Annotated in this window: 13 protein-coding genes; 5 read left to right on the plus strand and 8 right to left on the minus strand. The window is 66.3% G+C overall.

The window, feature by feature from the left end; translation table 11 throughout:
* Positions 1–27 precede the first annotated feature (27 nt).
* Positions 28–711, plus strand: a complete 684-nt coding sequence (gene lexA / locus NFE57_RS05205) for a transcriptional repressor LexA (RefSeq protein ID WP_252134500.1) — start codon at positions 28–30, stop codon at positions 709–711.
* Positions 712–824: 113 nt separating this feature from the next.
* Here the strand turns inward: lexA and NFE57_RS05210 are convergent, their stop codons facing one another.
* Entirely contained in the window at positions 825–3,044 is a 2,220-nt protein-coding gene (locus NFE57_RS05210) for a ComEC/Rec2 family competence protein (RefSeq protein ID WP_252134501.1), read from the minus strand.
* A gap of 28 nt (positions 3,045–3,072) precedes the next feature.
* On the opposite strand from NFE57_RS05210, the gene gltX reads away from it, so the two are divergent.
* From gltX to NFE57_RS05230, 4 genes are all read left to right on the plus strand, one after another.
* On the plus strand, positions 3,073–4,506 hold the full coding sequence (gltX, locus tag NFE57_RS05215) for a glutamate--tRNA ligase (RefSeq protein ID WP_252134502.1): 1,434 nt from the start codon (positions 3,073–3,075) through the stop codon (positions 4,504–4,506).
* A gap of 25 nt (positions 4,507–4,531) precedes the next feature.
* Positions 4,532–5,815, plus strand: a complete 1,284-nt coding sequence (locus NFE57_RS05220; RefSeq protein ID WP_252134503.1) for a citrate synthase — start codon at positions 4,532–4,534, stop codon at positions 5,813–5,815.
* Between the two features lie 3 nt (positions 5,816–5,818).
* Positions 5,819–6,019 (plus strand): hypothetical protein, encoded by a 201-nt coding sequence (locus tag NFE57_RS05225; RefSeq protein WP_252134504.1) that lies wholly within the window; start codon positions 5,819–5,821, stop codon positions 6,017–6,019.
* Between the two features lie 100 nt (positions 6,020–6,119).
* The gene (locus NFE57_RS05230) at positions 6,120–6,614 is read left to right on the plus strand and encodes a methylated-DNA--[protein]-cysteine S-methyltransferase (RefSeq protein WP_252134505.1); all 495 of its coding nucleotides are present in this window, start codon (positions 6,120–6,122) and stop codon (positions 6,612–6,614) included.
* 3 nt (positions 6,615–6,617) lie between these two features.
* On the opposite strand, the gene NFE57_RS05235 is transcribed toward NFE57_RS05230, so the two are convergent.
* The 7 genes from NFE57_RS05235 to NFE57_RS05265 all read right to left on the minus strand — a co-directional run bounded on the left by NFE57_RS05235 (position 6,618) and on the right by NFE57_RS05265 (position 12,474).
* Positions 6,618–6,851 carry a hexameric tyrosine-coordinated heme protein gene (locus tag NFE57_RS05235; protein WP_252134506.1) on the minus strand — a complete coding sequence of 78 codons (234 nt, stop codon included), beginning with the start codon at positions 6,849–6,851 and terminating at the stop codon, positions 6,618–6,620.
* 74 nt (positions 6,852–6,925) lie between these two features.
* A complete protein-coding gene (locus NFE57_RS05240) occupies positions 6,926–8,599 on the minus strand; it encodes a GMC oxidoreductase (protein WP_252134507.1) in 1,674 nt (557 codons plus the stop codon).
* Positions 8,600–8,641: 42 nt separating this feature from the next.
* The gene (locus NFE57_RS05245; RefSeq protein WP_252134508.1) at positions 8,642–9,484 is read right to left on the minus strand and encodes a sugar phosphate isomerase/epimerase family protein; all 843 of its coding nucleotides are present in this window, start codon (positions 9,482–9,484) and stop codon (positions 8,642–8,644) included.
* Positions 9,484–10,053 (minus strand): gluconate 2-dehydrogenase subunit 3 family protein, encoded by a 570-nt coding sequence (locus tag NFE57_RS05250; protein WP_252134509.1) that lies wholly within the window; start codon positions 10,051–10,053, stop codon positions 9,484–9,486. The genes NFE57_RS05245 and NFE57_RS05250 overlap by 1 nt, the downstream gene beginning before the upstream one ends.
* Complete coding sequence (locus NFE57_RS05255; protein ID WP_252134510.1) at positions 10,050–10,889, minus strand: 3-keto-disaccharide hydrolase; 840 nt, start codon at positions 10,887–10,889, stop codon at positions 10,050–10,052. Before NFE57_RS05255 ends, NFE57_RS05250 begins: the two co-directional genes overlap by 4 nt.
* Before the next feature lie 50 nt (positions 10,890–10,939).
* On the minus strand, positions 10,940–11,329 hold the full coding sequence (locus NFE57_RS05260) for a c-type cytochrome (protein WP_252134511.1): 390 nt from the start codon (positions 11,327–11,329) through the stop codon (positions 10,940–10,942).
* Positions 11,326–12,474 (minus strand): Gfo/Idh/MocA family protein, encoded by a 1,149-nt coding sequence (locus NFE57_RS05265; protein ID WP_252134512.1) that lies wholly within the window; start codon positions 12,472–12,474, stop codon positions 11,326–11,328. Before NFE57_RS05265 ends, NFE57_RS05260 begins: the two co-directional genes overlap by 4 nt.
* Between the last annotated feature and the right edge of the window lie 23 nt (positions 12,475–12,497).

Raw genomic sequence — 12,497 nt, forward strand, 5'->3', positions numbered from 1 at the left:
CCGTGTCTGTTCTTTGGGAGACCTGGGATGCTGACCGCCAAGCAGCATGAGCTTATCTGTTTCATCCACGATCGCCTCGCCGAAACCGGGGTTTCGCCGTCGTTCGAGGAGATGAAGGACGCGCTCGATCTCAAGTCCAAATCGGGCGTCCACCGCCTGATCTCTGCGCTGGAAGAGCGCGCATTCATCCGCCGCCTGCCCAATCGCGCCCGTGCGCTCGAAGTGCTGCGGATGCCCGACCGCCCGACGCCGCACCGCAAGGGCGTCGCCCGCATCCTCTCCAGGGCCGAGGCCGCGCGCGTCGCGCCGGCGCCGGAGCCCGCCAACGATGTGCTCGAAATCCCGCTGCACGGCCGCATCGCCGCGGGCGTGCCGATCGAGGCGATCGAGGGCCAGTCGACCCTGTCGGTGCCCGCCGCGCTGCTCGGCAGCGGCGATCATTATGCGCTCGAAGTGGCGGGCGATTCGATGGTCGAGGCGGGCATCCTCGACGGCGATTACGCGCTCATCCGCCGCACCGAGACGGCGCGCGACGGCGAGATCGTCGTGGCGCTGATCGAGGACAGCGAGGCGACGCTCAAGTTTTTCCGCCGCGAAGGCGCGATGATCCGGCTCGATCCGGCCAACCGCGCCTATGATCCGCAGCGTTACGCCCCCGCGCAAGTCCGCGTTCAGGGCCGTCTCGCCGGGCTGCTGCGCCGCTACGATTGAAGCGCGGGGGAAAGGAAGGCAAAACGCCCCGCGCTGAAAACCCATCCGTTCGCCCTGAGCTTGTCGAAGGGCCGTTCTTGTTTTCCGCCCCGCCCCTCCCCGTTTTCGCTGTCCTACAACCCCGCCTTCGTGCCACGCTCGCCGATGCTCTTTGACCCGGTCGATCGCACGTCCATTGTCGCGTGCCGCCCCCGTGGCGGCGCGATCGTCGGCGGGTCCCGCCACGGCTGATCGGCGCCGGGCCGCCGCACCGTCACGATCCGCCCGTTCGCCAGCGAGATCGCGACCCCGCCGGTACGCGCCAACGTCTGCCGGTCGAGCCGCAACCAGCGCGGCCGGCACGCCCGCGGCAGGCCGCGCGGGCTGACGACGATGTCGGCATCGGTGCAGGTGCGGATCAGCGCGTCATAATCGACGAAATTGTTGCTCCGTATCGCGGCGATCCGCCACGTTCGTCCGCCCGCCTGATGATCGGCAATGCACAGATCCGGGCTGCACCGCGCGTCGGCCAGATCGGCCATCGCCAGCGGTGCGCCGGTCACCCCGCTATTCTCGGCGAGCGTCGTCCGCGTATAATCCCCCGCCCGCTCGCGCAGCAGCGCCAGCCCCTCGGGCGTCGCCAGTGCGAGATGCTGGCCGTCCCGGGTGATCAGCAGATCGGGCGCCGGGGTCGCCAGCGCCCATGCCGCGCCGATCGCCAGCGGTACCGCGCCCAATCGCCGCCACTTCGTCCGCCACAAGGCGATCCACAGCCCGCCGGCGACCATCAACCCGAACGCACCGTCGGGCATTGCCGGCAAGGCGGCGCTCGCCCCCGGCGCGTCGGCCACCCTATGCGCGATCCACAGCAACAGCCGCAGCGCGTGATCGACCGCCCACCAGAACGGCGCCCCCAGCCCCACGGCATCGAACCCCAGCGCCAGCGCCTCGGCGGGCATCACGATGAACGTCGTCAGCGGGATCGCGACGATATTGGCAAGCGCGCCGTACACGCCCGAGCGATGGAAATGGTACAAAGCGATCGGCGCGAGCGCGATCTCGACGACCAGCCCGGTCAGCAGCAGCGCGAGCAATTCCCGCCCCAGCCGCCGCGCCGCGCCGTCCCCGCGCGCGGCAAACCATGCGCTCACCCGCGGGTGCTCGTGCAGCGCGATGATCGCCGTCACCGCCGCGAACGACAATTGGAAGCTCGGTCCCACCAGCGACTGCGGGAACGCGAGAAGCACCAGCAGCGCCCCCGCCGCGACCAGCCGCAAGGTCAGTGCCTCCCGCCCGATGACGATCGCGAGCAACACCAGCAGCGCGGCAACGCACGACCGGATCGTCGGTACTTCCGCTCCCGTCAGCCACGTATAGCCGACCGCCGCGACCGCCCCGGCCCCCGCCGCGATCAAGGGCAACCGCAGCCGCAACGCCAGCATCGGGCTCAGCGCAAGCAGCTTGAGCACGATCAGCATCGTCGCGCCCACCACCGCGGTCACGTGCAACCCGCTGATCGAGAGCAGATGCGCCAGCCCGGCGCGACGCATCGCCTCGGCATCCTCCGCACCGATCGCGCCCTGGTCGCCCGTCGCCAGCGCCGCCGCGATCGCCCCCGGCCCGCCGGCGACCTCGCCCTGGATGTGTGCCGACAACCGCGCGCGCAGCGCCGATCCGGGCGATGCCCCCGCACTGACGAGCGTCACCGGGACGAACGCCCGCCCGGTCGCCCCCAGTCGGTCGAACCACGCGATCCGCGCGAAATCGTATGCGCCGGGCACGCTCGCCTCGGGCGGCGGCATGAACCAGCCGCGCAGCCGGATAACCGCCCCCGTCGCCAGCCCCGCCGGCACATCCTGCTCGGCGATATTGACGCGGACATGCGGCGGCATGCCCACATCCCCGATCGGGGCAAGCCGCACCCGCACCAGCCCGCGCGCCGGCAACGGCGCCACCGCCTCGATCCGCCCCTCGAACGCCGCTACCGTCGGGTGTGCCAACACGGGCGCCATAACCCGCGTGGCGTGCCCCCAGATCAGCCCCAGCCCAAGCGCCGCCGTGACAGCGGCGATCGCAAGCGCGCGCCCCGCCCGCCCGCCGCGCCCCAAGGCGATCCCCAGCAACGCCAGCGCGCCCAGCAGCAGCAATGCCGCGACCCACTGATTGGAATCGGGCAGCACGAACCACGCGGAAATCCCGCCGCCGAACATCACCGGCACCCATAAGGGAAGTTGATCGCGCTCGGCCTCGAGCCGCGTTTCGAGCGCCTCGCGGCCACGACGCAACCAACCGCCCGCCGCGAATTGAAGCGGCCCCAATGCCGTGCTAGGGGCGTCCGCGGCTGAACTGGCCATCTTTTTTCCAGCTTGGGAGCAGGCGCAGTTGAGCGCAAGGTCTGATACCGGGGTCGTCACGCGCTTCGCCCCGTCGCCGACGGGTTTCCTCCACATCGGCGGTGCGCGCACCGCGCTATTCAATTGGCTGTTCGCCCGCCATCACGGCGGCAAATTCCTGCTGCGCATCGAAGATACCGATCGCGCCCGCTCGACCCAGCCCGCAATCGACGCGATCCTTGATGGGATGCGCTGGCTCGGGCTCGATTGGGACGGCGACGAAGTCCACCAATTCGCGCGCGCCGGGCGCCATGCCGAGGTCGCCGCGCAATTGCTCGCCGCCGGCCACGCCTACAAATGCTACGCGACGCCTGAGGAGCTGACCGCCCTGCGCGAGGAGCAGCGCGCAGCAGGCAAGCCGATCCGCTATGACGGCCGCTGGCGCGATCGCGATCCGGCCGACGCCCCCGAGGGCCTGCCGTTTGTCGTTCGTCTCAAGGCCCCGCGTGAGGGCGCGACGACGATCAGCGACCGGGTCCAGGGCGATGTCACCGTCCAGAATGCCGAGATCGACGATTTCGTCCTACTGCGGTCGGACGGCACCCCCACTTATATGCTCGCGGTCGTCGTCGACGATCACGACATGGGCGTCACCCACATCATCCGCGGCGACGACCATCTCAACAACGCGTTCCGCCAGTTGCCGATCATCCGCGCGATGAACGCAATCGAGGGCGGCTGGGCCGATCCGGTCTATGCGCACATCCCGTTGATCCATGGCAGCGACGGCGCGAAACTTTCCAAGCGCCACGGCGCGCTCGGCGTCGATGCCTATCGCGACGAGATGGGAATCCTTGCCGAGGCGCTCGACAATTACCTGCTCCGGCTCGGCTGGGGGCATGGCGATGACGAGATCATCAGCCGGGCACAGGCGATCGAATGGTTCGATCTCGCCGGCGTCGGCAAATCGCCGTCGCGTTTCGACTTGAAGAAGCTCGAAAATCTCAACGGCCATTATATCCGCGAGGCGGACGATGCGCGGCTCACCGATCTCGTGACTGCGCGGTTGGGCTTCGCGCCATCGGACGATCAGCGTGCGCTCTTGCAACGCAGCATGGCTTTTCTCAAACCGCGTGCCGCCAATTTGCTGGAACTTGCAGACGGTGCGCAGTTTCTTTTTCGCACACGCCCACTGGAAATGGACGACGCTGCCGCCAATCTGCTAGAGGGCGACGCACCTAAGTTGCTGGCGCGTGTTCACGACGCGCTCGCGGCACTCGACGATTGGAACGTTGCTGCGGCGGAGGCCGTGATACGCACGGTTGCCGAGGCTGAGGGCGTGAAACTGGGGGCCGTCGCACAACCGCTGCGAGCGGTGTTGACCGGACGCAAGACGTCGCCCGGCATCTTCGACGTGCTCGATCTTCTCGGGCGGGAGGAGAGCCTGGGGCGGATTGCCGATCGGATGGCACCTGCTGCTTGAGAGAGAGTGAACGAAAGGAAGCCGCATGAGTGACTCCGCGAAACTGAGCATCGCCGGAAAAGATCAGGACTATCCGGTACTGTCGGGATCGGTCGGACCGAGTGTCGTCGATATCCGCAAGCTTTACGCTCAGGCGGGAATGTTCACCTACGATCCGGGCTTCACCTCCACCGCGAGTTGCGAATCGGGGCTCACCTATATCGACGGCGACGAGGGTATCCTGCTCCATCGCGGCTATCCGATCAGCCAGCTCGCCGAAAAATCGACCTTCATGGAGGTCGCCTATCTGCTCCTCAACGGCGAACTGCCGCGGCAGACCGAACTCGATACCTTCACCCACACGATCACCCACCACACGATGGTGCACGAGCAGCTTGCGACCTTCTATCGCGGCTTCCGGCGCGATGCGCACCCGATGGCGGTGCTGTGCGGCGTGATCGGCGCGCTCTCCGCATTCTACCACGATTCGACCGACATTTCGGACCCGCACCAGCGGATGGTCGCCAGCCACCGGCTGATCGCCAAGATGCCGACGATCGCGGCGATGGCGTATAAATATTCGGCCGGCCAGCCGTTCGTCTATCCGCGCAACGATCTGTCCTACACCGCCAATTTCCTGCGCATGACGTTCAGCGTCCCGGCCGAGGAATATGAGATCGATCCCGTGGTCGAACAGGCGATGGACCGCATCTTCATCCTCCACGCCGATCACGAACAGAACGCGTCGACCTCAACCGTCCGGCTCGCCGGCTCGTCGGGGGCCAACCCGTTCGCGTGTATCGCCGCGGGCATCGCCTGCCTGTGGGGCCCCGCGCATGGCGGCGCCAACGAAGCTGCGCTCAACATGCTGCACGAGATCGGCACCCCCGATCGCATCCCCGAATATATCGCCCGCGCCAAGGACAAGAACGATCCGTTCCGGCTGATGGGCTTCGGCCACCGCGTGTACAAAAATTACGATCCGCGCGCGAAGGTGATGCAGAAGACCGCCGCCGAGATCCTCGATAAGCTCGGCGTCACCGATCCGGTGTTCGATGTCGCGCGTGAGCTTGAGCATATTGCGCTCAACGACGAATATTTCATCGAGAAGAAGCTCTACCCCAACGTCGATTTCTATTCGGGCGTCGTGCTGTCGGCGATCGGCTTCCCGACCTCGATGTTCACCGTGCTGTTCGCGCTTGCCCGCACCGTGGGCTGGGTCGCGCAGTGGAACGAGATGATCTCGGACCCCGCGCAGAAGATCGGCCGCCCGCGCCAGCTCTACACCGGGCCGACGCAGCGGGATTATGTTCCCGTCGCCAAGCGCTGAACGATGCGCCGCGTTCGCTCCTTTCTGATCGCCGCCGGCTTCGCGCTGGCGGTGGTCGGTGCCGTGTTCCTGCTTCAGGGCCTCGCGATCATCCGCTGGCCCGCCGGCAGTTCGATGGTCGGCGACGTGCTTTGGGTGAATTACGGCGCGGGGCTCGCGGTGCTGGGGCTTTTCATCGTCATCGTCGCGCGGCGGCTGCGGTAACGCCGCGCGATCGATCGGCGTGCCTTTGACCGCAAGAAGCGGGCAGCGGCGCGGCGATCGATCGCTTACATCTCCCTCACCGATACGAGGGAGACACGCCATGCCGCTTCATACCAAAACGATCGCCTCGCCGGTCGGTGCGCTGACGCTGGTTGCCAGCGGTCGCGGCCTTACGGCGGTGCTATGGGAAAAGGACCGGCCAGGCCGCGTCCGGCTCGCCCCGGCACAGGACACGCCCGATCACCCGATTCTCGTCGAGACCGAACGCCAGCTTGGCGAGTATTTCGTCGGGCGACGTACACACTTTTCGGTCGCGCTCGACATGGCCGGCACCGATTTCCAGCACCAGGTCTGGGCCGCGCTGCGCGCGATTCCGTTCGGCGAAACGCGCAGTTACGGCGAGATCGCGCGCCGCATCGGCCGGCCCGGCGCAGCGCGCGCGGTCGGCGCCGCCAACGGCCGCAACCCGGTGTCGATCATCACGCCCTGCCACCGCGTCGTCGGCATGGACGGCTCGCTCACCGGCTTTGCCGGCGGGCTGAGGGCCAAACACTTCCTGCTCGCCCTGGAGCGGCAGGCCCTCGCAGGAGGATAAGCCTCAGCTTCGCCAATAATCGTTGGCGGCCGCGACGGTCTGGAAATGGACCGCAATCACCTGCGACGCCGCGATCAAATGGCCCGCGTCATGCTCGTAATCGGGCCGCAATTCGGTGCGCACGTCCGCCGACGGCTGGGTCAGCTTGACGCCAAGCCGCGCAAGCTTGCTGGCAAGTTCAAACCCTTCCTGCGGGTTCGCGGTCTTGAGCGTGGGCAACCAGCTATCGGTCATCATCGTCCCTTTCCATCGTTCGGGTCATCGGACCCTACGATCTCGCCACCGCTCGGTCGAGCACACCGCGCCTCGCTTTAAGCCCGCAAGCGTTTCACCGCCTGATCCGCGGCCCGCACCGTCAGCGCCATGAAGGTCAGCGACGGATTGACGCATGACGACGACGCCATCTGCGCGCCATCGGTCACGTACAGATTGTCGGCGTCATGTGCCTGGCTCCAGCGGTTGAGCACCGATCGGCGCGGATCGGTCCCCATGCGTGCGCCGCCCATTTCGTGAATGGCATCGCCGGGGACATGTTCGTCCGCCTTGCTCGTAACGTTGAGGAGCCCCGCGGCCTTGAGCATCGCTTCGCCCTGCACGCGCGCATCGGCCATCATCCGCATCTCGTTCTCGCGGAAACGGACATCGAACTTCATCATCGGCACGCCAAACCGATCGACCTTGGTCGGATGCAGCGAGACGCTGTTGTCCTCATAGGGCAGGCATTCGCCGAACGCGCCCATCTCGAACCGCCAGGGGGCGTATTTGCGCATCCCGTGCTTCATCGACGCACCGAACCCGACAGGCGGCGACGGTTCGCGGCGGGCGTTGCCCTGAAAACCATAGCCGCGCTTAAAGCCGACATCCTCGCCATCCCCGAGGTTGCGGAAGCGCGGGATGTACACCCCTCCCGGGCGGCGACCATATTCGATATAGTCGTCCATCCCTGGAACCTGGCCCCGCATCGAGACGCGAAAGATGTGATCCATCACATATTTGCCGAGCGTCCCGCTGGCATCGAAATGGCTGCGATCGCTGCCCGCGGGGCGCGAGTTCATCAGGATCTGGGTCGACGCCATCGCCGAGGCGCACAGGAAGACGAGATCGGCCGAAACCGTTTCGGCCCGTCCGGTCTTGGCATCGATATAGCGCACCCCGGTCACGCGTTTGCGCTGCGGATCATAATCGAGGCTGGTCACCACCGCGTCCGACTGGAGCGTCAGCCGCCCGGTCGCCCGCGCGGCGGGCAGCGTCACCGCCTGGGTCGAGAAATAGGCGCCGAACGAACAGCCGTTGGCGCACTGGTTGCGGAACTGGCATTTGGTCCGGTTCTGCTCGGGCTTGTCCTCGGTCATGTTCGACAGCCGCGAGTTGATGAGCTTGCGGCCGGGGAATTGCGTTTCGAGCCGCTGCTTGAGCCATTTTTCCGCGATGTTCATCGGCATCGGCGGCTGGAATTCGCTGTCGGGCAGATAGGGCAAATTCTCGCGCGACCCTGAAACGCCGATATATTTTTCGACATAGCTGTACCAGGGCGCGAGATCGTCATAGCCGATCGGCCATTCGCCATCGATCCCTTCGCGCTTGTTGGCCTCGAAATCGTCCGGCGACCAACGGAAGCTCCAGCGTCCCCAGATCAGCGATTTGCCGCCCACCGCGGCAGGCCGAATCCAGTAGAATTTGCTGCCTTCGTCAAAGGCATAGGGATTCAACCGGTCGTCATTGTAGAAGGCCCGGTTGCTCGGCGAGATATAGCCGTGCTTGGAGATGAAATAGTCGCTGTCGATCAATGCCTTGGGCATGATGTTGCGCGCGGGCACCTCATAGGCTGGTGTCCCGTCATAACGATAGTCCTCGCCATGCTCGACCATGACGCCGCGATCGAGCATGAGCACGCGCAGCCCCTTTTCGGTAAGTTCCTTGGCCGCAAACCCGCCGCTCACACCCGAACCAATGACGATGGCGTCGAACCTGTTGGTCGAACCCATGATCTTCCTTTCCCAATACCCGATCAGAATTGCCGCACGCGATCAGAACCGCAGCGCGCGCAGCGTCTTGAAACTTGTCGTGATGTCGGGGAGATAGGGCGCGGGCGCCTGATCGTTCTCGACATAGAAATGCTGAACGCCGGCGCTGCCCTTCAGCTTGAACAGCGCGGCGAAATCGATCGTCCCCTCGCCCACCGCAGACATGCTGCGGTCGGCGCGCATGTCCTTGACGTGATAGGAATAGAGGCGCCCCGCCAGCCGGTCGATCAGCGCGGCCACATCCGCACCGGCAAAGGCCGCCCAATAGATATCGAGTTCGATCTTCACCAGCGCCGGATCGGTCCCCGCGATCAGCCGATCGTACAGGCTGATGCCGCCCGGCCTGGTGGTGAATTCGAAATCGTGATTGTGATAGGCGAAGCCCAGCCCGACCTTCTTCAGATCGGCGGCGAAGCGGTTGAAATTGGCCAGCGCGGCGGTCCAGCCCTGTTCGGTGCGATGCTCGGTCGCCATGCTCGGCAGCACGATCGTGTCCGCGCCGAGCGTCTTCGCCATCGCCACCAACTGGTCGAACTGCTGGAGCAATTGGTCATAGCCGACATGGATCGACGGCGCCCTCAGCCCGAACCGGTCCATCGCCTTGCGCAGCATGGCGTGGTCCATCGTATCGTAGCCGCCGCCGCCGAACTCGACCTCGCGATAGCCGATGCGCGCGACCTTCTCGAGCGTCCCGACCGGGTCTTTCGCGAAGATGTCGCGGATGGTGTAGAGCTGAAGCCCGATGGCTTTGATCCGGGCGGCCGCCGCAGGGCTGACCGACAAACCGGCCAGCGCGAGCGCCGCAACACTGCCAACACCGCCAAGCATATTTCTACGATCGATCATCATGCCGAATACACCTTGTTGACCTGAGAATAGGGAAATTCGCCGTTATACTCGCCGGGCACGGGCAGATACTCGCGCTCCTGCGTCATACCGATCTCGGATGTGTAATAACCGGTGATCACAAGTTGCCGGAACGCCTCGAAAAAGGCCCCGCCTGCAGGGATCCGGTCGTTCATCGCCAGCGTCAGCAGCGCATCCTGCTGCGCCGCGCTCGCCTCGGCGGCAGCGATTTTATAATCCGCGAGGCTGCGGGCCGCGATCGCATCGAGCCCGGCGAGGATCGGCATCCGGTCCTCCGGCATCGCCCAATCGGCGAGCATTTTCTCGATGAAGGCGGGCACCCCGGCGGCGATCGCGCCCGGCGTATCGGTGGTCGGAATCACCCGTTCGCTGAGCGCGGTCATCAGCGCCCGCTGGGCCGGGTTGAACACCGCGACGCTCGGCGGGCCTTCGCTGATGACCGGAATTTTGGCCGTCTGCGCGGCACCGGCAGCGCGGGCGATCGGCGCGAATACCGAGGCACCGAACATGCCGATCACGCCGGCGAGGGCGGTTCTGCGGTCAATCATTTGCTGTCACCTCCAAGATCAATCGCCGCCGCGGGCAGCGGACGCACCCAGATATTGCGGAACGACACCGGCGAATCGTGGTCCTGCAACTGCAACGGCGCCGCATCGGGGTGCGGCTCATAATGCGCAACCTGCCGCCAGATCGTCGTACCGAGCAGCGCCTGATGGTTCTGCACCAGCACGCCGTTCAGGAAGGCCGTCACATAAGCGGGCCGAAGCAGCGTGCCGTCGGCGCCGAAGCGCGGCCGCTCGAAGACGATGTCATAGCTCTGCCATTCACCGGGGCGGCGCGCGGCATTCACCAGCGGCGGCTTCCAGCCGTAAATCGCGCCGACACTGCCATCGGCATAGGTCGGGTTCTGATAACCGTCGAGAATCTGCACCTCATAGCGCTGCATGAACCAGATGCCGCTGTTGCCACGGTCCTGCGAGGTCCTGGTCGGCGGATTGGGCGAGCGAAATTCAAGATGAAGCTGGACGTCGCCGAAGCTCTGCTTCGAGATGAGGCTGTTTTCGCCCCCACTGCTGGCGCGCGACGGAATGGTCATCGCGCCGTCCTTGACCGGCCAGGCCTTGCGCTCGGCGCGCCACGCGTCGGTCGAACGGCCGTCGAACAGGACGATCGCGTCGGCGGGGGCCCCGCCCGGCGTTGCCGCGGGGGCGACCACCTGCGGCGCCGGCCGATCCGAATCATGGACGTGCCATTGCCCGTCAGGCAGCATCGGCGTGTCCTTGAATCCCGGCTTCTCCTGCGCGGCAAGCGGCCATGCGGCCACCGCGCCCAGCCCCGCGATCAGGCCCAGGGTTGGACGAATAACGCTGCGGATCGGCATCATCCTCGCTCTCCCTCGTTCCGGTTCGACGCGGCGGCGGGGTGGCGTCACGCTCAACGCGCACCCTCGGCGGTCAGATAGGCGATGATCGCCGCACGCTTGGCGGGATCGGCCATCCCGATCGCCATCCGCGTGCCCGGCACCGTCTTGGTCGGCGCCGCGATAAAGCCGTCGAGCGTCTTGGCATCCCAACGCAGGTTCGATTTCTTGAGCGCTGCCGAATAATTGAAGCCGGGCACCGACGCCGCGGGCCGCCCGACCACGCCATACAGATTGGGGCCGAGGCCGTTTTTGCCGTCCTTCTTCACCGTATGGCACGCCTGGCAGGCAGCGAACGCCGACGGTGCGGCGGCCGGCGCGGTTTGCGCCGCCGTGGGGGCGCCTGCGATCAGCGCCGTCACCGCCGCAACAGTCGCCACTCCTACACATGCGAGCAGTTTCATCCTTCGTCTCCCGACTCAATTCTGGTCCATTTCTGGTCCGATGCGGCATTGCTTACCACCGCCTCGATGAACCGCATCGTACGCAACCCGTCGACGACGCCCGGAAACCAGCGTTGCTCGCCACCCCGTATGGCGGCGGCAAAAGCACGATAAAGATTTGCAAACGCTTCGATATAGCCCTCGGGATGCCCCGACGGGGTCCGAAGCAAACGCACCGCCGGCGCACCGAGCCCCGGCCCACCCGCGCGCACGATTTCGGCGGGGCGGTCAAGCCAGCGCATCGTGAGCGTATTGGGCTCCATCTGCGCCCATTCGAGCCCGCCGCGCGCGCCATGGATGCGCAACCGGAGCCCGTTTTCCTCGCCCGCGGCGACCTGACTGGCCTTGAGCACGCCGCGCGCGCCGCTCGCGAAGCGCAGCAGCGCGCTCACATCGTCGTCGAGCCGCCGGCCGGGAACATGGGTCGACAAATCGGCCGACACTGCCTCGACTTGCAACCCCGAGACATGCTCGGCAAGCTGAAACGCGTGCGTGCCGATATCGCCCAGGCATCCGCCGGGCCCCGCGCGCGCGGGATCGGTCCGCCACGCGGCCTGCTTGTTGCCGGCATCGTCGATCGGCTCGCTGAGCCAGCCCTGAAGATATTCGACCTGCACCAACCGGATCGCGCCCAGATCGCCGCGCAAGACCCGCGCCCGCGCCTCCTCGATCAGCGGATAGCCGCTATAGGTGAAGGCCAGCGCGAACCGGCGGCCGCTTGCCTGTGCCGCCGCCGCGATCGCGTCGGCCTCGGCGACGCTGATCGCCATCGGCTTTTCGCAAAAGACGTGAAACCCGGCGTTGAGCGCCGCGATCGCCATCGGTGCGTGGAGATGGTTGGGCGTCACGATCGCGACCGCGTCGATCCGCGCCTCGGCGGGCAACGCGGCTTCGGTGGCCAGCATCGCCTCGAACGACGCATAGACGCGCTCGGGTGCCAGCCCCAGCAGATCGCCGGTCCGCCTGTTGCGGCCCTGATCGGTGCTGAACGAGCCCGCAGCCAGCGTCCAATCGCCGTCGAGCGCCGCGGCCATCCGGTGGATCGCGCCGATAAAGGCGCCTTCCCCGCCGCCCACCATGCCTAGCCGAAGCCTGTGTCGAACCATGAAGCGTCTAAATCCTTAACTCA

The organism is Hephaestia sp. MAHUQ-44, assembly GCF_023806085.1.
Taxonomy (GTDB): Bacteria; Pseudomonadota; Alphaproteobacteria; order Sphingomonadales; family Sphingomonadaceae; genus Sphingomonas.

Bases quoted from the DNA above. Each gene is read 5' to 3' on its own strand.
- NFE57_RS05245 (WP_252134508.1), bottom strand. From the start codon at position 9,484: ATGATCGATCGTAGAAATATGCTTGGCGGTGTTGGCAGTGTTGCGGCG.
- NFE57_RS05250 (WP_252134509.1), bottom strand. From the start codon at position 10,053: ATGATTGACCGCAGAACCGCCCTCGCCGGCGTGATCGGCATGTTCGGT.
- NFE57_RS05265 (WP_252134512.1), bottom strand. From the start codon at position 12,474: ATGGTTCGACACAGGCTTCGGCTAGGCATGGTGGGCGGCGGGGAAGGC.
- NFE57_RS05255 (WP_252134510.1), bottom strand. From the start codon at position 10,889: ATGATGCCGATCCGCAGCGTTATTCGTCCAACCCTGGGCCTGATCGCG.
- NFE57_RS05220 (WP_252134503.1), top strand. From the start codon at position 4,532: ATGAGTGACTCCGCGAAACTGAGCATCGCCGGAAAAGATCAGGACTAT.
- NFE57_RS05230 (WP_252134505.1), top strand. From the start codon at position 6,120: ATGCCGCTTCATACCAAAACGATCGCCTCGCCGGTCGGTGCGCTGACG.
- NFE57_RS05210 (WP_252134501.1), bottom strand. From the start codon at position 3,044: ATGGCCAGTTCAGCCGCGGACGCCCCTAGCACGGCATTGGGGCCGCTT.
- NFE57_RS05235 (WP_252134506.1), bottom strand. From the start codon at position 6,851: ATGATGACCGATAGCTGGTTGCCCACGCTCAAGACCGCGAACCCGCAG.
- NFE57_RS05260 (WP_252134511.1), bottom strand. From the start codon at position 11,329: ATGAAACTGCTCGCATGTGTAGGAGTGGCGACTGTTGCGGCGGTGACG.
- NFE57_RS05225 (WP_252134504.1), top strand. From the start codon at position 5,819: ATGCGCCGCGTTCGCTCCTTTCTGATCGCCGCCGGCTTCGCGCTGGCG.
- NFE57_RS05240 (WP_252134507.1), bottom strand. From the start codon at position 8,599: ATGGGTTCGACCAACAGGTTCGACGCCATCGTCATTGGTTCGGGTGTG.
- lexA (WP_252134500.1), top strand. From the start codon at position 28: ATGCTGACCGCCAAGCAGCATGAGCTTATCTGTTTCATCCACGATCGC.